A 22,343-nucleotide genomic window follows, 5' to 3' on the forward strand; every position below is an offset into this window, starting at 1 on the left:
AAGGGTAATAGGTAAAGCCATCTATTATCCTTAATTATATAGGTGATTTAAAATAATGAGCATTATTACAGAACATATTTCTGAGGTTGGGCTTAAAACATATTTTGTAGTATTTGATATGGGGAAATATTGTGATGAAGAATTATCAGACATTCTTTTAGATTCGCTTGTTGATTTTGCCTTTGGCTATCATACTGGAATATTGAAGACATACGATCGTCGCAAACTTAAAGAGGCAGCAAAATCTATTTATAATATAGATCATTATATTAATTATAAGAAAACATATATTGATGCAGGAACATGTTTAAATGATGAAGATGATGATACTCACAATAAATATTTGAAGAGAGGCGAGTTTGGGGAGCTTATCTTACATGTGTTATCTCGAGATTTTGTAAAAACATTACCTTTATTATCTAAGATTTATTTTAAAGACTCAGACGGTATGACAGTTCATGGATTTGATCTAGTTCATATTGGCCCAGATCCGAGTGGTGATGGGGATTCATTGTATTTGGGAGAGTCTAAACTGTATCATAGAAGTAAAGGTAGTGCGGGGCATTTAGGAATAAAGGAGCTTATAAAAGATATTAAATCTCACTTTTCTAAAGACTTTTTGAATAGAGAAATTACATTAATCAATAAAAAAATGACATCTTTTCCTAGTGAAAGCGAGTATAGTGATTTAAATACTAAAGATGCGTATAAGGACTTCTTAAAAAAGAAAGATATCATAGTTAAGAAATTAGAAGATGTTCAAAACCAAAAATTAAGATTACAAGATTTCTTAAAATCTGTGACAATTCCCCTGCTCTGTACCTATCAGTCTAGCCTATATAATAAACCTTATAACGACAAAGAATTTATCGATGAGTATGAGAAAGAAGTAAGGGAGTTAAAATCTTACTTTGATGAAGAGTTATCAAAACTCCCTCAAGAGATTGGTCAACCTGATAAAGGAAATCTAAATATAATATTACTTTTATTTCCTATAAAGTCTAAGAAAGAACTACTAACACTATTACATAATAAATTATATGCACAACAATCTGCTTAAAGACTATATAAATATACTAAATACAGAAGAAAAATTATCATTTGATAATTCTTTTTTATTAGCTCAGTATTGCTCTAGATTATTCAATAATTCTGAATTTGAAGATGCTAGATTGCTTACTATATTAGCTCTAGATAACTGGAATAAAATTCATATTGGCACAATTAATATGTGGAGTGATCTTATTGAGCTAATGGGGTTTTATCCATATTTAAATAGAATATCTACTAAGTTAAATAAAAACATATTGGGAGATATAAGAGCAGGTATGCATAAATCTGAAAACCTAAAAGATAAGTACCTGCATGAAGAGCAATTAAAAGTATTGTCATTTTTGGAAAAGAAAAACCTTATATTAAGCGCTCCAACAAGTTTTGGAAAAAGTTTACTAATTGAAGAGCTAATTGCCTCAGATAAGTTTTCAAATATAGTAATAATTCAACCAACATTAGCTTTACTTGATGAAACCAGAAAAAAGTTAATTTCCTATAATCAAAAATATAAGATAATAGTCAGAACATCTCAAAGATCCACTAGCAGGAACATATTTCTGTTTACTGCAGAAAGAGTTAATGAATATGATGATTTCGAAGATGTGGATCTCTTAATTGTCGATGAATTTTATAAAATAAGTGGAAAGAGAGATGATGAAAGGTCATCCTCTTTAAATACAGCATTTTATAATCTATGGAATAAATTTAGACCAAAATTTTATATGTTAGGACCTAATATAAATAGTATTCCTAAATCTTTTGAAGAAAAATATAATGCTATTTTTTATAAAACAGATTATTCATTGGTAAATATAATATCAATTAATGTTTATGAAGATTACCCTGAAGGCTTTGGAAATAGTAATCGTGGTAAAAAATATGAGTCAAAAAAATTAGCTCTTTTTAAACTACTGGAAAGGTTAAAAGATGAGCAAACTATAATTTATTGTTCCTCTCCAAATAGAGTTAATTCATTGTCTTGGGGTTTTTATCAGTATCTTATCGAAAATAATGCTTTAATTAGTAATCATACTTATTCTATTAAAGAATGGATTGAAATCAATATAAATAAAAAATGGAACTTATATAATTTATTATCTTATGATATAGGAATACATGATGGAACTTTACCTAAACATGTTAATTCATCAACCATAAACTACTTTAATAATAATAAAATAAAATATCTATTTTGTACATCTACAATTATTGAGGGAGTGAATGCTAGTGCAAAAAATATAATATACTTTGACAATAAAAAAGGAGGTAGGAATATTGATTTTTTTGATTATTCTAACATTAAAGGAAGGTCGGGAAGAATGATGGTTCATTATGTGGGGAATATATATAATTTCTCACCTATACCAGAAAAAGAAAATATACATATAGATTTTCCTTTTTTTCAACAAGATCCTATCTCTGATGAAGTATTAATTCAATTAGAGGATAAAGATATTATTAGAAAAGATACAAAGCAATATATTGATATTTCTAACATTCCCCAAAAAGAGAGAGAGATTATTAAAAAAAATGGTGTTAGCGTATTAGGGCAAAGAAAAATAATAGAAAAGCTAAGAAGTGATATTATAAAAGATGAAAGTTTTATTGTATGGTCAGGCATTCCAACGTATGAACAATTAAGATATGTATTAAGATTATCTTGGGAGAATTTAATCATTGAAGGTGAAACAACTAAACCAATGACTATTGGTAAACTTGTCACTATTACACACAATTATGCAAAAAATAGAGATTTTAGATTACTAATTAATGATACCTTTGAATATTACAAACAGAAGGATACTGATTCTGAGGAAATTGTACTTAATAAGTCAATTCGGGAATGCTTCCATACATTGAAGCATTGGATACAATACAAAATCCCAAAATGGCTTTCAACATGTAATGAATTGCAAAAGCTAGTTGCGAATGAATATAATATATCTCCTGGTAATTATTCATATTATGCTAAGATGCTAGAAAATGATTTTATTCAAGACAATTTATCTATACTATTAGAACTAGGAATACCCATTTCTGCAATAAAAAAAATAGAGAAAGTATGTAGTGCAAATTTGGATGAGGATAAAATTATATCAGAAATTAATAAACAAGATTTTTTTAATAAGATAGACCTTATTGATTATGAGAAAGAAAAATTTGAAGAGAACTTAAACATCAAAATTAGATAATAATTGGGCCTATAGTAGATTATCCATTGGTGCTTGAGTTTCACGAGTGCCTTTTCCTTTTCTCTAGAATGTCAAATACTCCTCAGAAACCACAACATGAACAACTGCGATCAACAACATATTTCAAAAATAACCGCTTTTTAATCAATACTATCGTATAATAAATAAGCTATTTTTGCTTTTATTAGGATTTTATTTATGAAAAAACGTCAATACCTCCAGTCCCTATATGTTGTTCTTTTGGGAAGTCTTTGTTGGTTAAGTGTCAATGCTCAATCTCAGTTATTCACGCCAGAGCAAATAACTAAAATTGAAAATAAATTGATTGGAAAGCACAAACTTTCTTTACAGTGGGTGAGTTGGGAAACGTTTGGCTCAGTGGATATTTTAAGAGATGCCGATGGGTTAAGCATTGAAGGGATACAAGAGTTAAATGGGAATTTTGTCTCTTTATTTGGCAAAATTAAGGTGATTGATGAAAAAGCGTTTCTTTTTACAGGAGAAATTGTCACACGTGTTGATCATATTAATAACGGTAAAGCATGTACACGACAGGGTACGTATGAATTCCGAGCAACGGGAAAACGCAAGTATTGGCGTTTACAACAAATGGAGAACCCTTGTGATCCTGTGACTGATTATGTTGATATATATTTTTAAGCTAGTAAAGTGCGGTAGGAATTTTGATAAATTTGACCGCATTTTTTAACGGGGAGCAAAATGACACTCATCGAAAAGCTAAAAAAGATTGAAGACTATGTTTTACAACATTGCCAATATCGTTTTTATTTCGCTAAATCACCATTTGGTATGGCGCTAAAGGCACAATATTATTATTACCCTGAAGATATTCCAGAAGCGACGAAAAATTTGGCTAGTCATTTTTTAACGCAAGCAGGCTATGAGGATTTTTATACGCCCCTTGAAGAACTGATGAGCAAGGCGAATATCACACCACCTAGTCCTGCGGAGATGATTGAGGGAGGCAATTGGCGATTTTTTGCGATTAAATTCAATTTCTTTTCTCCGTTAAATCCAGCATTGAAGAAATATCATAATACAGAATATGTCACTTTTATTTGCATACCTTGCCAAAATCATGAAGGTAAGGATGATATGGAGTTGCTTTATACCTCACCAACAACGGGCAATCTGTTCAAAGAAATGCGTAATAGCCAGTTGCTAGATCCAAGTCAGGACACTTATCATGCTTATCTGCAATTACTTGAAGAAGCTGTCGATTTTATGTGCGAAAAATTAGATATTGATGCAGCAGAACCAATTGACATTACAGAAGCGTTGCATGAGTTCACTACTTTATTAAATGTTCATGATAAAGAGGAATTTAAAAAACGTTATCAACAAATTCAAGAGGAGCCTGAAAAATGCTTACTGGATTTAGTCGAACAAGGCTATGCAGCGGAAGGCGATAAACCTGAATTAGTATTTTTAAGCTATCGCTTCTTATTGCTACCAATGTTAACAGCGTTTGATACGGATTGGCGTATTGATAATGAAGAGTTAAGCGAATACTTATCAGACGTGATTGGTAAAAAATTCAAATTACCGAAAAAAGCGCTTGAACCTTATGAAATTGTCGAGCGTTTAGAGCAAAAGAGTGACTATACGTTGTTAAATATTGAAACAGAACAAGACTCATATTGCTTATTCGTTTGTAAACAGCGAGATAAAAAGCGGATTTTACAGCTAGCAAGAGTGTTAGATTTGGATATTGTGCCTTTTTAACTAGAGCGATAAAAATCTCTTTTGCTTTGTATGTGTTAAAAAGTTGGTGAAAAATGACCGCACTTTTCTTTCTCTGATATTTTCCTCTTTTATCAATAATGCTACTATTGTCCAACTTTTAACAAATTGTTGACATTGATTTGCACAATGGATTGGTTACTTTTTATTTTTTTAAGCATCCCGATTATTGCTACATTACTCCCTTTTTTACCGTTTAATCATTGGACGGTGCGGATTTTTGATTTTCCTCGTTTACAGATTGCAGGGCTCAATTTACTTTGTTTGGTAGTAGGTTGGATTGTGCAGCCTGATCCGATGTGGCTGTTGGTGACTTTGCAGTGTTTGAATCTGAGTTGTATGGCGTATCAAATTTGGGAGATTGTTGCCTATACACCTTTGTCACGCCCACAAGTCTTGCAATATCATGGAGAAAAAGACGAGCGTAGTATTTCTTTGTTGACAGTCAATGTGCTGACACCGAATAGACAGGTAGGTAAGTTATTGCAGCTGATCGAAACTTGGCAGCCTGATGTCGTGCTGACATTAGAAACAGACTTGTGGTGGGAGGAAAAGTTAGCCTCGTTAGAAGAAACCTATACTTATACAGTTAAAATTCCGCTAGATAATTTATATGGTATGCATTTATATAGTCGCTTACCATTGCGTAATACAGAAGTACGTCACTGGGTACAGGAAGATATTCCATCGATTTATACTGAAACTTGTTTGCCTTCTGGGGAATGGATTCATTTGTATTGTTTACATCCTATGCCTCCAACACCGACAGAAAGTGCCACCTCAACACAACGTGATGCAGAACTTTTATTAGTTGGGCAAGAAATTAGTCAAAATAATCAATCTGTATTGGTCTTTGGTGATTTAAATGATGTAGCTTGGTCATCAACATCACGTTTATTTCAGAAAACTAGTGGCTTACTGGATCCTCGAGTTGGGCGCGGATTATATAGCACTTTCCATGCAACCTACCCTTTTTTACGTTGGCCATTGGATCATATTTACCATAGTAATGATTTCATGATGCGTGATATTCGTGTGTTATCTCATATCGGTTCTGATCATTTTCCTGTCTATGGGTGTTTCCAATATCACCCTTGTGTTGAAACTGCCCAACCTGAACCAGAAGTAGATGTTGAAGATCATGAGTTAGCCCAAGAAAAAATTGATGAGGCAGAGCCAGAGAAGAAAGTCATTGAAGAAAAGTATTATTAGAGAGGAATTATGTTTGCTATATAATGATTATAGATTATCTTATTTTGTATAGAGAATGTTCTAGCAAAAATACAAAAAATAATGTTAATTTATCATAGTAAAAGCATTTTATTAGTATCTGTCTAATGATTTCATAAAATATAAGTTTAAGAGGACGATTCAACTTCAGATAAAATAATGGCACAAAAAATGTGCCTATTATAATGTTTATTTTCCAATTGTTAGTAATTTTCTGCTAAATATAAATTATTAACCCCTAATTTTTGAATTTCATTTGCATTTTTTAGATGCAAGTAAATATCTGGGCGATTATGTATTGCTTCACTTGTGGCGTCGACCCTCCAGCTATTTAATAAATATCCTGCAATAGCTTTTCTAACTTCTTTTATTATTACTCCATTTAGAATTTGGTATTCTTGCTCAATCATCTCTTTGAATTCCATTTTTAGGGGGTGAACTTGTAATTCTAAATTAATGTATGATGTCCACTGTTCATCCTTATCAGAAGTTTCTTGCTCAAAAGTTGGTTCATCTAGTATTTTTATTTGGATTATACGATTAATTACAAAATCTTTAAATTTATTTGTTTGCCTATCATAAGCTCTTGTATGCCATCTAAGGCTTGTATTAATAAGTGCAAAAGGACAAATGATTCTGCTTGATAATCCTGTTTTGGAGATATATTCGATTAAGACAGGTTTGTTTTGATTGATTGCTTTAATTAAGCAAACTGTTATATCAAGGTTTGGTTCATATAAAGTATCAATATAATCAATTAAACGATTTGTTGATTCAATATAGTTGCCATAACCTGTTGCTAATGTATTAAGACATTTATTTGTAGACAAATTCAAACGAGGTTTGAATTGGTTGGAAGGAATATAATACTTTACTCTGGGATCATAAATTAAGTTATCAGGTGCGATTTTAGCATAGAGGCTTAAATCTCTAGTGGCTGCAGCCTGTTTTATATCAAATCTGTCCATAATATCTTTTCTGCTCACTTTACCCATGAAAAGAGCTAAGAACTCAATATGCGCAAGCCTTTCTTTCTGCATTGCTGTGATTGTTTGTAACATTGTACTCATAAGGTTCCTTAACAATTTGCTACTTTTGTATATATTACTCTATATACCAAACTTATCAATATGATCAAATTGATTTTGATGATGTTTATTATTTTTATCATTATAATGATTGACATGATCAATTTGATGATATTATAATGTTTATCAATTCAGTTTGATGTGAAAATTGAAGAGATGATTTATGCATAAATGTTTTTATGTATGATTGAGCTATAAACTTTTATTTTTAATGCAGAGGTTAAAATGGCAACAAATAAACCTTATGGTGATAATAGTCGTATAGGTGCAGTAAAAAATCGCTCTCAAACTCAGACTGGCTCAGGTCATTGGGTGAAAAGAGATTCTGGTACAGGGCGTTTCATGGATGTTAAATCTGATGGAACTCCGTTTAAAGGAGTAAGAAAGGAGAAATCACATGGGTAAGTATCAAGTATTTAAATCATCAAGCAATGGGCAATTTTATTTTCGTTTGAAAGCAAGTAATGGAGAAATTATTCTAAGTAGTGAAGGATATATTAGCAAGCAAGGTGCATTAAACGGGATTTACTCTGTTCAGAGCCATTGCCCATATGATCATTATTACATAAAACGTATATCTGTAAATGATGAATACTATTTTGTACTTAAAGCGGAAAATGGAGAAATTATTGGATGTAGCGAAATGTACACTACTTCTTTGAAGCGAGATCAAGGAATTGAATCAGTTAAAATAAATGGTACGACAACAGTCATTGAAGATCTTAGCTAGTTAACTTATTAATACATATCTTCTTTATTAGAAGATATGTATTTTTATTGCTAACTAAAAACTATTTTCTAAGAATGTGTTTTTTACTATGATAACAACTATATGAAAATTAAGATAAATAATTAGAAAATAAATAACTGAAAAAGTAACATGATAGGATGTTATTTGTGAAGTGAAAGATAATAAAGTACACTTATTTTCTATACTTTATATATGAGTCATTAATTTTTATATTATTTGGCACTTTTTATTAAAGTAAAATTATTTAGAATTGCATATAAATTATGGTTCTTTTATAGAACCATAATTTATTTTATCTTTCCAATCAACAATCCTGCTTACCAAACTCATCCTTACGCAAGATTTGACGTACACTTTCATCAAACTGCGCTAGAACGCGTTCAGCATCTTGTGGATCTTTGCCTTTCGCATCTAAATAGAATTTGATTTTTGGTTCTGTACCTGATGGACGCGCGATTAAACGACTACCATTTTCAAGCACAAAGACCAAAATATCGCTTTGGCGATCAGTTTTAGTATGGTCTAAGAATTGTGCCACTTTGAAACCACCGATTTCACTTGGTGGGTTGTTACGAAGAGCGGTCATTAATTTACCAATTTCAGATAAATCATCAACACGAATTGAAATTTGTCCACTCACGTAAGCACCAAATTCTTGTGTGAATTCATCAGCATAATCTGCTAGCGTTTTGCCTTGTTTTTTCAAGTAACGTACTAAATCTAAGAAGGCAATTGCAGCAGAAATACCATCTTTATCACGTACTTTATCTGGGTCAACTAAGTATCCAAGCGCTTCTTCAAAACCGAATAATAAGCCATCGACTTTACCAATATATTTGAAGCCAGTTAACGTTTCTTCAGATTGGAAACCATATTTTTTGGCGATTTCTGCTAGTGCTGGAGAAGATACGAGTGAGCAGGCTAAAACCCCTTTTTGACCTTGAGCATGATATTGTTTTGCTAAATACCAACCTAAGAAACAGCCTACTACGTTACCATGTAGTGGTTTCCAGTTACCTTCTGCATCAGGTACTGCAACAGCAAGACGATCAGCATCAGGGTCATTAGCAATGATAAATTCTGCATTTTTTTCTTTTGCGACTTTAATCGCTAAATCTAATGCCCCTTTTTCTTCTGGGTTAGGGAAGTTAACTGTTGGGAAGTTACCATCTGGTTGAATCTGTTCGTGTACTAAATGTGGTTGTGGTAAACCCGCTTTTTCTAAAGTTTTGCTCAATACTTCATAGCCAACACCATGCATTGCCGTATAAACGTAGTTAATATCTGCTGATGGCTCTTTAGCAAGTGTCGCTGTTTTAGCAATGTAAGCATCGACTACTTCATCATTTAATACAACGAAATCTTGGCTGCGTGGTAAATCATTGATTGAGCCTGCTGCTACTTTATCAATCAATTTAGCGATATCTTGATCTGCAGGTGAAACAATTTGTCCACCACCATTCGCTTTGCCTAAATATACTTTATATCCATTATCTTCAGGTGGGTTGTGGCTTGCTGTGACCATGACTCCTGCTGTAGTATCAAAATATTTGATTGCATAAGCGAGTACTGGTGTTGGCAATTTACGTGGTAATAAATAAGCTTTAATACCCGCTCCAGCCATAATTTCCGCAGTATCGCGAGCAAAAACATCGGAGTTTTTACGACCATCATAACCAATCACAATAGATGGAGTTTGGTCATAGTCTTTTAAATAGTTAGCTAAACCGCCAGCGGCTTGTGCAACAAGCACTCTGTTCATCCCCATAGAACCTGCTTGTAGACGACCACGTAGACCAGCAGTACCAAATTGTAAACGACCGTTAAAACGAGCAGCTAATTCTGTATTTGCTTTTTCATCGCCAGCTTTGGCTGCGTCGAGCAGTTGTTCCAATTCTGCGTGAGTTTCAGCATCAGGATCTTGTGCTAGCCAATTTTGAGCGACAGTGAAGATTGTCATAAATTCTCCTTAATTTTTATTAAAAAATTATGTGATATAAAACATCTCTAGACTAGCTGAAAAAGGAAAAAATTAAAATGACTAAACTCAAATTATTTGAGCTTAGTCACTTTGTAATCGATTGCTTTTTTATTTTGATGTTAGTGTGATACTCAGAGTCTGTGAGATTTCTTGAGGTTTGAATTATTGATATAGAGAAATAAGATGCCTTATTGTGAAGTAATAACAAAGCAAAATATGTTTTGATCTGTTTTACTAGAAAGCGGATGGCTTGATTAGTTTAGTCTTTTTTCATTTAGCTTTTTAGCCTAAATTATCGTCTTTTCCGTTCTTTTTTTAATACTTGGTATTAAAGTGCGGTGAGGTTTGAACAAATTTTAAAGGCTTTGCATTGAAGCAAAGCCTTTGTGGGATTAGTTAATTTGCAGATGTTGTTGATGGTGTTCAATTAATGTTGAACGATGCCCTACACTAATAATCGTGGTGTGAGGTAATTCTGCTTTAAGTAGGCGATACATCGCATCCTCTAATCCTTCATCCATACTTGCAGTTGCCTCGTCTAAAAAGACAGCCGTTGGTTTGCATAAAAGGATTCGAGCAAATGATAAACGTTGTTGTTCACCAAGAGAAAGGACGCGGGTCCATTCATTTTCTAATGTCAATTTATCTGCTAAATGGCCTAATTGGACTTTTTGTAAAATATCGACCGCACTTTGTAGATCCATATTATCAGGCGCGATATCTGGATAGTACAATGCATCAATTAAGCGACCTTGTGGCAAATAAGGTTTTTGCGATAAGAATAATGTATTTTGCTGTGGACAATGAATGATGCCACTCGCATAAGACCATAACCCTGCGATTGTTCTGAGTAAAGTTGTCTTACCGACACCTGATTCGCCTTGAATTAATAGTGATGTACCAATAGGTAAGTTAAGATTAAGATTTTGTATTAATGTCTTACCCGTTGGTGTATGAACAGTTAAATTTTCGAAGCGTAAAGTATTTTCACTATCTTGAATAATTAAATCTGAAGGTTGATTAACCTGTTGGATAGCAGTATGGAAACCTGTTAAACGATCGAGTACTGCACGATAAGCGGCGAAATCATCGTATGAGTTACGGAAGAAAGATAACGCGGATTGCACACGACCAAAAGCACTTGACGTCTGCATTAAGTCACCTAGTGTAATTTGATTACTAAAATAACGTGTCACTTGAATAACAAGTGGGAATACGACGGAAATTTGTGTGACGATTAAGTTAAAGCCAGATAGTTTTAACGTACGGTGTACAACTTTCCAGACATTATCAATAACTTGATCAAACTGAGAAAGCAAAAGACGTTTTTCCATTTTCTCACCGCGATAAAAAGCAATACTTTCTGCGTATTCTTTTAAACGAATGAGAGAATAGCGGTAGTTTGCATTTAGATGCTCATTTGCAAAGTTAAGTTGGATCAACGGACGTCCAATTTTGAAGGCAAAAATACTCGTAAATAATACATAAATAAATACGAGGAATACCATCGCATGTGGTACTTCAATACTACCAATATTCATTGTGCCAGAGAGATTCCATAAAATAATAGTAAATGCCACAATAGACACAATAGAAGAAATTAAACCTGTAGCGAAATCTAAAGTATTTGTCACAAAAGAATTGATATCTTGCTGGATACGTTGATCTGGGTTATCTAAATGATTTTCAAGATATTGTGTTTTGTAATACGCTTGATTTTCAGTCCATTTATTTAACATTTTATTGTTAAACCAAAGACGCCAATGGATTAAAAAACGCTTACTTAAATAATAGCTTAATAATGCATTACCAATACTTGATGTGGCGACCACTGCAAACACGACCATTTGCTGCCAAAAAACCGTTTCATTCATATCTTGTAATGACTTATACAGGGCGTTATACCAGTTTGAGACTAAAATATCGATACGTACTGAAAGTAAGTCAAAAAAGACAATCACAATAAAATAGACAAGTGGTCGAATATTCTTTCTTGGATTGAAATAATCTTCAGCTAATAACCAAAGTTGATGTCCCCATCTGGTTGTTTTTGACACAATATAGACGGCGATAGGAAAAATGATAGCAGTAAGGGAGAGACTTTTTAGCAACCAGAAAAAAGAGTCTGAGAGTTCTTGCGACCAATTCATGATAAATCCAAATATCAAATGTTTTGTAAAAAAATAGTGTCGTATTCTTAAAAATTTTTAGGTATTAAGCAAGAAAAATGTGATTAAGATTAAGTTTTTATTATTTCGTTAAGTTTTTAAAAATAGAGATTGATATAATTATTTATAGTATTTTTGTTAAATTAAAAATTGATGTAGAGGTAAATTATGAGTGATATTGCGATCACTATAAGCCTCCTTGCACTTGTTGCTGTCATTGGGTTGTGGATAGGACATTGGAAGATTAGAGGCGTGGGGTTAGGTATTGGTGGTGTACTTTTTGGCGGGATTATCGTTGCCCATTTCATAAAACAATATACTTCGCTGGAATTAGATCAACATACCTTACACTTTATTCAAGAATTTGGCTTAATTTTATTTGTTTATACAATCGGTATTCAGGTAGGACCTGGTTTTTTTGCATCATTACGTGAATCAGGTTTAAAACTCAATGGCTTTGCAGCCTTGATTGTCTTATTAGGCTCTTTATCTGTTGTTGCCATTTATCTCATTGCAGATATTCCATTAGAGATTATTCTTGGCATTTATTCAGGCGCAGTGACCAATACTCCTTCTCTTGGTGCGGGTCAGCAAATTTTAGCTGAACTCACTTCTAACCAAACGACTTCAACAATGGGGATGGCTTATGCTATGGCATATCCATTCGGGATTTGCGGTATATTGCTTTCTATGTGGCTCATTCGTTTATTTTTTCGCATTAAAGTGGATGATGAAGCGAAAAACTTTTTAAAAGAAAGTGGGCAGGATAAAGATAGTTTGGGATCGATGAATATTAAAGTGACTAATCCAAATTTAGATGGATTGCGTTTAATTGATATTCCTGGGTTTGATGAGAAGAAAGATGTTGTCTGTACACGCTTAAAACGAGATGAAAATATTAGCGTACCACAAGCCAATACTATTATTAAGCAAGGCGATCTTTTACATCTAGTTGGTGAGCTTCCTTTATTACGTAAAATTAAATTAGTTTTGGGGGAAGAGGTTGATGTGCCATTATCCAGTTTTGCAGGTGATCTGCGTTCAGATCGTATTGTTGTTACGAATGAAAAAGTATTAGGTAAACGGATTCGCTCTTTGGGTATTCATCAAAAATATGGTGTTGTTATTGCACGTTTAAATCGTGCAGGGGTAGAGTTAGTCCCAACAGCAAATACAACATTACAATTTGGTGATGTGCTACATGTTGTTGGACGTAGTGAAGTATTAAACCAAGCTGTGTCCGTGATTGGTAATGCGCAACAAAAGTTACAACAAGTCCAAATGTTACCTGTCTTTATCGGGATTGGTTTAGGTGTATTATTAGGCTCGATTCCTTTTCAAATTCCTGGCTTTCCCGTCGCGTTAAAGCTTGGATTAGCTGGTGGGCCATTAGTTGTTGCTTTGATCCTTGCACGTATTGGAAGTATTGGAAAATTGTACTGGTTTATGCCACCAAGTGCGAACTTAGCATTACGTGAAATTGGGATTGTACTGTTTTTAGCTGTTGTAGGGCTAAAATCAGGTGGAAACTTTATGGATACACTACTCAATGGTAGCGGTTTAGAGTGGATGGCATATGGTATTATTATTACATTCATTCCATTGATAGTAACAGGGCTGATTGCGCGTTTATATGCCAAAATGAATTATTTAACCCTGTGTGGACTATTAGCAGGATCAATGACAGATCCGCCCGCATTAGCTTTTGCGAATGCGATTAAAGAAGATAGTGGCGCGTCGGCGTTATCATATGCGACGGTTTATCCGATGGTGATGTTCCTCAGGATTATATCACCGCAATTATTAGCCATATTGTTGTTTTAATGAAAAAGAAAAGACTGCATAGTAATATGCAGTCTTTTTTTAGGCTTTTAATCTTATCAAAGATTATCTTGTTGAAAGTTGGAAAATCATCGCTTCTGCTTGGCAGCTGAATTCAAACTGTGCTTTTAATAGTGCACCATTTTCAGTTTTCACGATCTCACTTTGAATTTGGCAAGGATCGCTTTCTGCTGCTTTTGCTTTTTGGGTTAAATAAGCGAGGGCTTCTTGTGCTAACTCCTCTGTGTCATAAAGTTGCTCAAAATCTACTGTGCAATCAGAACCATCAATAATTGTACCCACATCAACACAACAACAAGCTTTTGCTTCTTCAGCGCTACATTTTAATTTGCTCATATTTTATCCTTTGATTACTTAGTAAAAATTTATAGTTATTTTACCACTGTTCTAATTCTTCGCAAAATTTAACCGCCCTTTATTGAGGTTATGGCTTCTAGGGTGTGCGGTTATACTGGTCTGAACTCTTATTTAAATTGAGAAATAAATTTGCACCAGTATGCATACTTCTTTAGAATCCAAACGCTTATTACATATAATTTAAACAACAAAGGGCTAAAAATGGCAAAAACGAGCAAATTTACTCAAACTCTTCTTTCTTCAATTTTAGCTGTCGCGGCAGGCAGTGCTTCAGCAGCAGCGTTCCAATTGGCAGAGGTTTCAACTTCAGGTTTAGGTCGTGCATATGCTGGTGAAGCAGCAATTGCTGATAATGCAGCAGTTGTCGCAACAAACCCTGCGTTGATGAGCTTATTAAAAAGACCTGAAATTTCTATTGGGGCAATTTATGTAGACCCGAATATTGATTTAGAATCACCTGCACCTGGTTTCTCATATAAAAATATTGCACCGAATGCATTAGTACCTACTGTCTATGGTGTTTACCCAATTAATGACAAATTTGCAGTAGGGGGCGGTGTTAATGTGAACTATGGTTTGGCAACGGAATTTAATGATAAGTATGCAGGTGGTTTTTTAGGTGGAAAAACAGATCTCACTGCGATCAACTTTAATTTAAGTGGTTCTTACCGTATTACAGATAGCTTAAGCTTTGGTTTAGGCTTAAATGCAGTGCATGCGAAAGCAAAACTGGAGCGTTATGCAGGTGTGGCATTGAAAAAGAAAGCAGCAGATGCTGCAGCGATAGCTCAAGCTAATCCAGGGAATGCACAAGCTCAAATGGCTGCACAGTTAGCTGGTGAATTAGCAAAATTACCAGAAAATACCATCATTTCTAAATTAGAGGGTGATAAATGGGGCTTTGGTTGGAATGCGGGCTTAGTGTACGAATTTAATGAACATAACCGTATTGGTGTGGCTTATCATTCACAAGTGGACATTGACTTTAAAGGAGACTATTCAAATCAATTTCCAACAAATAACCCGATGTTAATTGCTGCATTAAAAGCGAGTGGTATTACCGCAACTGGTGGGCAAACTATCCCAGGATCATTAAGTCTACCATTACCAGCTTATTGGGAAGTCTCGGGTTATCATAAAATGACCGATCGTTTTGCGATGCACTATAGCTATAAATATACTCAATGGAGTAAATTTAAAGAATTACGTGCAAAAGGTGCTGACGGTAAAACGTTATTTAGTAAAACTGAAGAGTTTAGAGATTCTTCGCGTATTGCTTTAGGTGCAAGTTATGATGTGACTGATGCCTTAACTGTCCGTGCTGGTATTGCTTATGATGAAAGTGCAGCACAGGATCATCATAGCATCTCAATTCCAGATACAGATCGTACTTGGTATAGTTTAGGGGCGACTTATCGCTTTACACCTAATGTTTCTATTGATGCAGGCTTTGCTCACTTAAAAGGGAAGAAAAATACTTTTAAAGAGGAGGGTGTTCCATTCACCAGTAAGGCGACTGCAAATCTTTACGGTTTAAATGTGAACTATCGTTTCTAATTTAGGCAAAAATTTAGCATAATAAAGCGTACTTCGGTACGCTTTTTCTGTTTAGGAGATATAGGATGCAGTCTATTTATTATTGTTATTTTGAGGCACCTGTAGGGCGTTTATTAATGCTGTCTCAAGATAATAAATTAACCAATTTGGATTTTGAATTAGAACAGATTGCGCCGAATCCAACATGGATTTTTGATGAAAATAGACCGCTCTTTATTCGAGTTAAACAGGCATTAGCTCGTTATTTTGCTGGTGAACCAGAAAATTTCGTTGATATTCCTATTGCGCCAAAAGGTACCGACTTCCAACAGCAAGTTTGGCAGGCGTTACTGCAAATCCCCTATGGACAGACATCCACTTATGGTGAGCTAGCGCAGTTAATTAATCACCCTAAAGCTATGCGGGCAGTAGGGGGGGCGGTAGGACGTAATCCGATTAGTATTATCATCCCTTGTCACCGTATTTTAGGCAAAAATCGTAGTTTAACTGGGTTTGGTGGTGGCTTACCGACAAAACGCCATTTATTGCAATTAGAGCATATTGCTTATATAGATAAAGGTATTGAATTTGTTAAACCTAAGTTATTGAAGAAATATTATCAAAATTAACCGCACTTTATGATTCCTCGTACTGAACAAGCATTACTTACACGAGCACAGTCTATTGCTGGCTTAACCTTTGCTGAATTAGCCTATACTTTACATCTACCTATTCCTGTAGATTTAAAGCGAGATAAAGGATGGGTAGGGATGCTCATTGAAACTGCTTTGGGTGCAACAGCAGGTAGTAAAGCAGAACGTGATTTTGCTCATCTTGGCATAGAACTAAAAACAATCCCGATTAATTCGCAAGGGTTACCTTTAGAAACTACTTTTGTCAGCCTAGCACCATTAATTCATAATACGGGGGTGAGTTGGCAGAACTCACATGTGAGATATAAGCTAAGTAAAGTCTTGTGGATACCAGTAGAGGGCGAACGTCATATTCCTTTAGCAGAACGCCATATTGGACAGGCGATTTTATGGCAGCCCTCAATGGAACAGGAATACCGTTTGCAGCGTGATTGGGAAGAATTAATGGAATATATTAGTTTGGGTAAGGTGGAACAAATTACAGCGAAATTAGGCGAAGTATTGCAATTACGCCCTAAAGGCGCAAATAGTAAAGCGCTCACTAAAGGGATAGGCGAAGATGGTAAGATTATTGAAACTTTGCCTTTAGGTTTTTATTTACGTAAAGAGTTTACGACTGAAATTCTGCAGCAATTTTTACAGGGTCATGATTAATTTCTTGGCATTTTTTAAACAAAACTATATGATTTGTACAAATTTTTTAATTTGAAGGAAAAGTGATTATGTTTGAATGGTTAGCTAGCCCAGAAGCTTGGATTGCGCTGTTTACTTTGGCTGCATTAGAAATAGTTTTAGGTATTGATAACATTATTTTTATTAGTATCTTAGTTGGGCGTTTACCAGAGGGACAGCGCCAATCTGGGCGTTTAATTGGTTTAGGGCTCGCGATGGGGATGCGGATTTTACTCTTGCTCTCGTTATCTTGGGTGATGTCATTGACTACCCCTTTATTTACAGTATTTAGTGAAGAGATTTCAGGTCGAGATTTAATTTTATTATTTGGTGGATTATTTTTGGTTGCAAAAAGTACCCATGAAATTCACCATGCAATGAGTCCTGAAGAAGAGAATGAAGAAAATACACCGAAAAAGGCTAGTTTTATTGGGATTTTAACGCAAATTGCTATTTTAGATATTGTGTTTTCTCTAGACTCTGTGATTACGGCAGTAGGTATGGTGGATCAAATTGAAGTTATGGTGGTGGCTATTGTGATTGCAGTTGGTGTGATGATGTTTGCAGCAAAACCAATAGGGGATTTTGTCGAAACTCATCCAACGTTAAAAGTGTTAGCCTTATCCTTCTTGATTTTAATTGGCGTAGCGTTAATTGGTGAAAGCTTAGATTTCCATATTCCGAAAGGTTACATTTATTTCGCAATGGGCTTCTCTGTTGTAGTAGAGATGATTAATATTAAAATGCGTAAAAAATTAATTAAGAAACCAACAGCATAGCAGTTGGTATTTGGTATATAAAAGGCGGAATATTACTTCCGCCTTTTACATTCTTTTAAAGATTAATGTGCTTCATCCCAATTTTCACCTACACCTACATCGACAATGAGTGGGACGACGAGTTGTGCTGCTTGTTCCATCGTTTGTTTAATGAGTTGGGTAAATTCAGAAACTTTTTCTGAGCGCACTTCAAACACTAATTCATCATGTACTTGCATAATCATTTGGATATCAGAATGGTCTGCAATTTGCTGATCTAATGCAATCATTGCCCGTTTTATAATATCAGCTGCACTACCTTGCATTGGGGCATTAATTGCTATACGTTCAGCGGCTTTACGACGAATTGCATTTGTTGAGCTAATATCAGGTAAATATAAACGACGATCAAATAAAGTCGAGACATATCCCTGCGCTTTCGCTGTTTCGCGAATATCATTCATGAATGTTTGGACATTTGGATAACGTTGGAAGTATAAATCCATATACTTTTGTGCTTCTCCGCGTGGTATACCTAACTGACGTGATAGACCAAAAGAGCTCATACCATAAATTAAACCGAAATTAATCGCTTTAGCACTACGACGTTGCTCATTGGTGACTTGTTCCAGTGGTATGCCAAAAATTTCGGCAGCAGTAGAGCGGTGAATGTCTTTTCCTTCATTGAACGCATTAATCAGCCCCTGATCTTTTGATAAATGCGCCATAATACGTAATTCAATTTGTGAATAGTCTGCTGCAACTATACTATAGCCTTTACGAGCAACAAACGCTTGGCGGATACGACGTCCCTCTTCATTTCGAATCGGGATATTTTGTAGATTTGGATCGCTTGAAGATAAACGGCCTGTTGTTGTGATAGCTTGATGATAAGAGGTATGCACACGCCCTGTTTGTACATTAACCATTTGTGGTAATTTATCCGTATAAGTTGACTTGAGTTTACTTAAGCCACGATGTTCCACTAATACTTTAGGTAATGCATGTTCATAGGCTAATTCTTCTAATACTTCTTCATTGGTAGAAGGAGCACCTTTTGGTGTTTTCTTTAAAACAGGTAAACCTAATTTATCAAATAAGATCTCTTGTAATTGCTTTGTGGAAGCTAAATTAAAGTGTTGACCCGCTAATTCATAAGCTTGTTGTTCAAGTGCGGTCAATCTTGCACCGATTTCATTTGATTGCGTAAAGAGTGCATCACAATCAATTAATACACCATGGCGTTCAATTCGAGAAAGGACCGCAATTAATGGGCGCTCAATGTTTTCATAGAGTTCAACTAACGTCGGTTGTTGTGATAATTTTGGCCATAATACTTGCTGTAATTTCATCGTAATATCTGCATCTTCAGCAGCATATTCAGCAGCTTGTTCTAAGGGGATTTGATTGAATGTTAGTTGAGATTTACCTTTACCTGCAATTTCTTCAAAGCTAATGGTTTGATGACCTAAATACCGTTTAGCGAGATCATCCATATTATGGCGACCCGTGCTATCTAACACGTAAGAAAGTAGCATAGTATCGTAAGCTATTCCTTGTACATGAATGCCATGACGAGCAAAAATACTAAGATCAAATTTGATATTTTGTCCTACTTTTTCAATAGCTGGATTTTCTAAAATAGGTTTGAGTAATGCGAGTGCATGATCAAAATTGACTTGTTGTGGCGCACCGATATAGTTATGTTTGAGTGGAAGATAAGCAGCTTCACCATTTTCTAGGGCAAAAGAAATCCCGACCAGATGAGCTGACATATAGTCTAAACTGTCTGTTTCCGTGTCTATAGCAATTAATTTTGCCGTTTCTAACTTACCTATCCATTTCTCTAAAACCGATAAACTGAGGATACAGTCATATTGACTGCGATCTATGCTAATTTTGACGACACTTTCTGTTTCAGTTGCTGGTGGTGTGATTTGATAGTGATTGATTTTGATTGCTTGTTCGTGACCGTTCGTAACCGTGCTTTCACCGTTCATCACTTCGTTAAGCCAACGTTTAAATTCATAACGTCCAAAATATTCGATAAGCTGGTCGTTATTTGCAGCACTCAGCGTGAGTTCTTCAGGTGTAATATTTAGGCTAACATCTGTTTTTATCGTCGCAAGTAAATAGGATAAATCAGCCATTTCTTTTGCATCAAGCAGTTTATCCCCCAGTTTTTTCGCACCTCGAATTGGCAAGTTAGCCACTTTATCTAAGTTGGCATAAATTTCCGCCATGCTACCAATGCCTTGTAGTAAACCTAAAGCAGTTTTTTCGCCCACACCAGGTACACCAGGAATATTGTCTGAGCTATCTCCCATTAGCGCAAGGTAATCAATAATCAACTCAGGAGGCAAACCATATTTTTCAATCACACCTTCGCGATCAAGTAAGCTGTTATTCATTGTATTAATGAGCATAATATTTTCATCAACGAGCTGTGCCATATCTTTATCACCCGTACTGATTAAGACTTTTTTACCCGCTTTTGAAGCTTGCACTGCTAGAGTACCGATAACATCATCGGCTTCTACTCCTTCAACAACGAGAAGAGGAATACCTAAGGCTCGAATGATATTGTGGAGAGGCAAGATTTGTTGGCGTAATTCATCGGGCATTGGAGGGCGGTGTGATTTGTATTGCTCAAACATTTCGTCACGGAACGTTTTACCCTTAGCGTCAAATACCACAGCAAGATGACTTGGCTGTACTTGTGCAATCAAACTTTTTAGCATATTCAATACGCCATACATCGCACCAGTTGGCTCATTTAAAGAATTCGTGAGTGGTGGGAATGCATGAAATGCGCGATATAAATAAGAGGAGCCATCAACAAGAACTAAAGGGTTTTCTGCAATTTTTGCCATAATTGAACCGTTTTTAAAATGAAAATTTGGCTGCCATTATAGCGTAAAAATGAAGGAAAAGTGCGGTCAAAAAAAGGAATGTTTTTTTCAGTATGTATCATTTTATTGTCAAGAAATGTAAAAATATTCACAAAAAGAAAAAAGTTTGTGATCTTAATCACATTCAGATTGGCAGTAACTATCCCTTTATTTATTAATTTGTTAAATTAATATCCGCATAATTTTAATGGCCAATTCAAGGAGAAGAAAATGAAAAAATTTAAGTTATCAGTGATTGCAGTCAGTTCTCTTGTATTATTAGCAGCATGTTCAAACCAACAAGCTATGGAACAAGAAAATCAGGCTAAACTACAACAGCAAGTGACAATGGGTTTAGTGTGGACACAACAATCTGGCGAGTATGATGCTTTGGCGCATCAAGCATTCAATTCAGCAAAAATCGCTTTCGATCATGCTAAAGTGAAAAAAGGTAAGAAAAAAGCAGTTGTTGTTGATTTAGATGAAACAATGATCGACAACAGTGCGTATGCTGGTTGGCAAGTAAAAACAGGTCAAGGTTTTTCACCAAAAACTTGGACTAAATGGGTAGATGCAAGACAATCGGCTGCAATTCCAGGAGCAGTAGAATTCTCTAATTATGTCAATGCAAATGGTGGTACGATGTTCTTCGTGTCTAACCGTCGTGATGATGTTGAGAAGGCGGGAACGGTTGATGATATGAAACGTCTTGGTTTTACTGGTGTGAATGATAAAACATTATTATTGAAAAAAGACAAATCAAATAAATCAATCCGTTTCAAACAAGTTGAAGACATGGGGTATGATATCGTACTATTTGTAGGTGATAACTTAAACGATTTTGGTGATGACACTTACAAGAAAAGCAATGCAGAGCGTCGCGAATTTGTGGCTAAAAATAGTAAAAAATTTGGAAAAACCTTTATTATGTTACCAAACACACAATATGGTGACTGGGAAGGTGGTTTAGATAAAAACTACTTTAAAGGTGACTCACAAAGCAAGTTAGATGTACGTGCGAAAGCAATCCATGCTTGGGATGGTAAATAAGGCTTTTCTTTTCATTTGACAAAATGCGGTGACATTTTTGTTTACCGCATTTTTCTTTCTGACGATTTTCTTATCGCATTTTAAATGTATTACTTATATCATTAGCCTATCTTTTATCATGGGGATAATGATGCAAAAAATATTTCTCATTTTGACCGCACTTTGTTGTTTAAATGGCTGTGGAACAATAGTCAAGTTAATTGATCCAACAGAGCCTTATTCTGCTTATGCGGGGATTAGATATGATGTGGAAATGGCGAAACAGTGGGGATTACCTATTTTAGACTTACCACTTTCTTTTTTACTCGATTCCGTCTTATTACCTTATGTTTGGTCACAACAAATACAATAAAAAAT

At 34.9% G+C, this 22,343-nt stretch carries 19 protein-coding genes; 14 read left to right on the forward strand and 5 right to left on the reverse strand.

Features of this window, described 5'->3' with window-relative positions; translation table 11 throughout:
• Window positions 1–55 precede the first annotated feature (55 nt).
• The 5 genes from K7G93_RS00335 to K7G93_RS00355 all read left to right on the forward strand — a co-directional run bounded on the left by K7G93_RS00335 (window position 56) and on the right by K7G93_RS00355 (window position 6,221).
• Window positions 56–1,060 (forward strand): HamA C-terminal domain-containing protein, encoded by a 1,005-nt coding sequence (locus K7G93_RS00335; protein ID WP_226690214.1) that lies wholly within the window; start codon window positions 56–58, stop codon window positions 1,058–1,060.
• Window positions 1,041–3,245, forward strand: a complete 2,205-nt coding sequence (locus K7G93_RS00340; protein WP_228400390.1) for a helicase-related protein — start codon at window positions 1,041–1,043, stop codon at window positions 3,243–3,245. The genes K7G93_RS00335 and K7G93_RS00340 overlap by 20 nt, the downstream gene beginning before the upstream one ends.
• 198 nt (window positions 3,246–3,443) lie before the next feature.
• A complete protein-coding gene (locus K7G93_RS00345) occupies window positions 3,444–3,905 on the forward strand; it encodes a hypothetical protein (protein ID WP_226690216.1) in 462 nt (153 codons plus the stop codon).
• Window positions 3,906–3,965: 60 nt separating this feature from the next.
• On the forward strand, window positions 3,966–4,991 hold the full coding sequence (locus K7G93_RS00350; protein WP_224046020.1) for a DUF6630 family protein: 1,026 nt from the start codon (window positions 3,966–3,968) through the stop codon (window positions 4,989–4,991).
• Window positions 4,992–5,138: 147 nt separating this feature from the next.
• Window positions 5,139–6,221, forward strand: a complete 1,083-nt coding sequence (locus K7G93_RS00355; protein WP_226690217.1) for an endonuclease/exonuclease/phosphatase family protein — start codon at window positions 5,139–5,141, stop codon at window positions 6,219–6,221.
• Between the two features lie 221 nt (window positions 6,222–6,442).
• Here the strand turns inward: K7G93_RS00355 and K7G93_RS00360 are convergent, their stop codons facing one another.
• A complete protein-coding gene (locus K7G93_RS00360; RefSeq protein ID WP_191135079.1) occupies window positions 6,443–7,309 on the reverse strand; it encodes a WYL domain-containing transcriptional regulator in 867 nt (288 codons plus the stop codon).
• A 243-nt stretch (window positions 7,310–7,552) separates the two neighbouring features.
• Here K7G93_RS00360 and K7G93_RS00365 point away from each other — a divergent pair, with 243 nt between their 5' ends.
• The gene (locus K7G93_RS00365) at window positions 7,553–7,732 is read left to right on the forward strand and encodes a hypothetical protein (RefSeq protein WP_191135078.1); all 180 of its coding nucleotides are present in this window, start codon (window positions 7,553–7,555) and stop codon (window positions 7,730–7,732) included.
• The gene (locus tag K7G93_RS00370; protein WP_224046022.1) at window positions 7,725–8,057 is read left to right on the forward strand and encodes a YegP family protein; all 333 of its coding nucleotides are present in this window, start codon (window positions 7,725–7,727) and stop codon (window positions 8,055–8,057) included. The genes K7G93_RS00365 and K7G93_RS00370 overlap by 8 nt, the downstream gene beginning before the upstream one ends.
• Window positions 8,058–8,382: 325 nt before the next feature.
• On the opposite strand, the gene K7G93_RS00375 is transcribed toward K7G93_RS00370, so the two are convergent.
• Together K7G93_RS00375 and K7G93_RS00380 are read right to left on the reverse strand one after the other, a co-directional pair.
• The gene (locus tag K7G93_RS00375; protein WP_226690218.1) at window positions 8,383–10,038 is read right to left on the reverse strand and encodes a phospho-sugar mutase; all 1,656 of its coding nucleotides are present in this window, start codon (window positions 10,036–10,038) and stop codon (window positions 8,383–8,385) included.
• A 413-nt stretch (window positions 10,039–10,451) separates the two neighbouring features.
• Complete coding sequence (locus K7G93_RS00380; protein ID WP_226690219.1) at window positions 10,452–12,209, reverse strand: ABC transporter ATP-binding protein/permease; 1,758 nt, start codon at window positions 12,207–12,209, stop codon at window positions 10,452–10,454.
• A gap of 186 nt (window positions 12,210–12,395) precedes the next feature.
• On the opposite strand from K7G93_RS00380, the gene K7G93_RS00385 reads away from it, so the two are divergent.
• Window positions 12,396–14,051 carry a putative transporter gene (locus K7G93_RS00385; RefSeq protein WP_223667912.1) on the forward strand — a complete coding sequence of 552 codons (1,656 nt, stop codon included), beginning with the start codon at window positions 12,396–12,398 and terminating at the stop codon, window positions 14,049–14,051.
• A 63-nt stretch (window positions 14,052–14,114) separates the two neighbouring features.
• On the opposite strand, the gene K7G93_RS00390 is transcribed toward K7G93_RS00385, so the two are convergent.
• Complete coding sequence (locus K7G93_RS00390; RefSeq protein ID WP_049214276.1) at window positions 14,115–14,405, reverse strand: YfcZ/YiiS family protein; 291 nt, start codon at window positions 14,403–14,405, stop codon at window positions 14,115–14,117.
• 222 nt (window positions 14,406–14,627) lie between these two features.
• On the opposite strand from K7G93_RS00390, the gene K7G93_RS00395 reads away from it, so the two are divergent.
• The 4 genes from K7G93_RS00395 to K7G93_RS00410 all read left to right on the forward strand — a co-directional run bounded on the left by K7G93_RS00395 (window position 14,628) and on the right by K7G93_RS00410 (window position 18,066).
• Window positions 14,628–15,983, forward strand: a complete 1,356-nt coding sequence (locus K7G93_RS00395) for a porin (protein ID WP_226690220.1) — start codon at window positions 14,628–14,630, stop codon at window positions 15,981–15,983.
• 65 nt (window positions 15,984–16,048) lie between these two features.
• A complete protein-coding gene (locus K7G93_RS00400) occupies window positions 16,049–16,591 on the forward strand; it encodes a methylated-DNA--[protein]-cysteine S-methyltransferase (RefSeq protein WP_224046025.1) in 543 nt (180 codons plus the stop codon).
• Between the two features lie 9 nt (window positions 16,592–16,600).
• Window positions 16,601–17,269 carry a DNA mismatch repair endonuclease MutH gene (gene mutH, locus K7G93_RS00405; protein WP_226690221.1) on the forward strand — a complete coding sequence of 223 codons (669 nt, stop codon included), beginning with the start codon at window positions 16,601–16,603 and terminating at the stop codon, window positions 17,267–17,269.
• A 68-nt stretch (window positions 17,270–17,337) separates the two neighbouring features.
• The gene (locus tag K7G93_RS00410) at window positions 17,338–18,066 is read left to right on the forward strand and encodes a TerC family protein (protein ID WP_049214269.1); all 729 of its coding nucleotides are present in this window, start codon (window positions 17,338–17,340) and stop codon (window positions 18,064–18,066) included.
• Window positions 18,067–18,128: 62 nt separating this feature from the next.
• On the opposite strand, the gene polA is transcribed toward K7G93_RS00410, so the two are convergent.
• Window positions 18,129–20,918 (reverse strand): DNA polymerase I, encoded by a 2,790-nt coding sequence (polA, locus tag K7G93_RS00415; RefSeq protein ID WP_226690222.1) that lies wholly within the window; start codon window positions 20,916–20,918, stop codon window positions 18,129–18,131.
• 249 nt (window positions 20,919–21,167) lie between these two features.
• On the opposite strand from polA, the gene K7G93_RS00420 reads away from it, so the two are divergent.
• Together K7G93_RS00420 and K7G93_RS00425 are read left to right on the forward strand one after the other, a co-directional pair.
• Window positions 21,168–21,986: a 5'-nucleotidase, lipoprotein e(P4) family gene (locus tag K7G93_RS00420; protein ID WP_049214265.1), complete on the forward strand. Its 819-nt coding sequence runs from the start codon at window positions 21,168–21,170 to the stop codon at window positions 21,984–21,986.
• Between the two features lie 130 nt (window positions 21,987–22,116).
• A complete protein-coding gene (locus K7G93_RS00425) occupies window positions 22,117–22,338 on the forward strand; it encodes a YceK/YidQ family lipoprotein (protein ID WP_115322330.1) in 222 nt (73 codons plus the stop codon).
• Window positions 22,339–22,343: the final 5 nt, after the last annotated feature.

The sequence above is a fragment of the Pasteurella canis genome, assembly GCF_020810675.1.
Classification (GTDB): Bacteria; Pseudomonadota; Gammaproteobacteria; order Enterobacterales; family Pasteurellaceae; genus Pasteurella; species Pasteurella canis.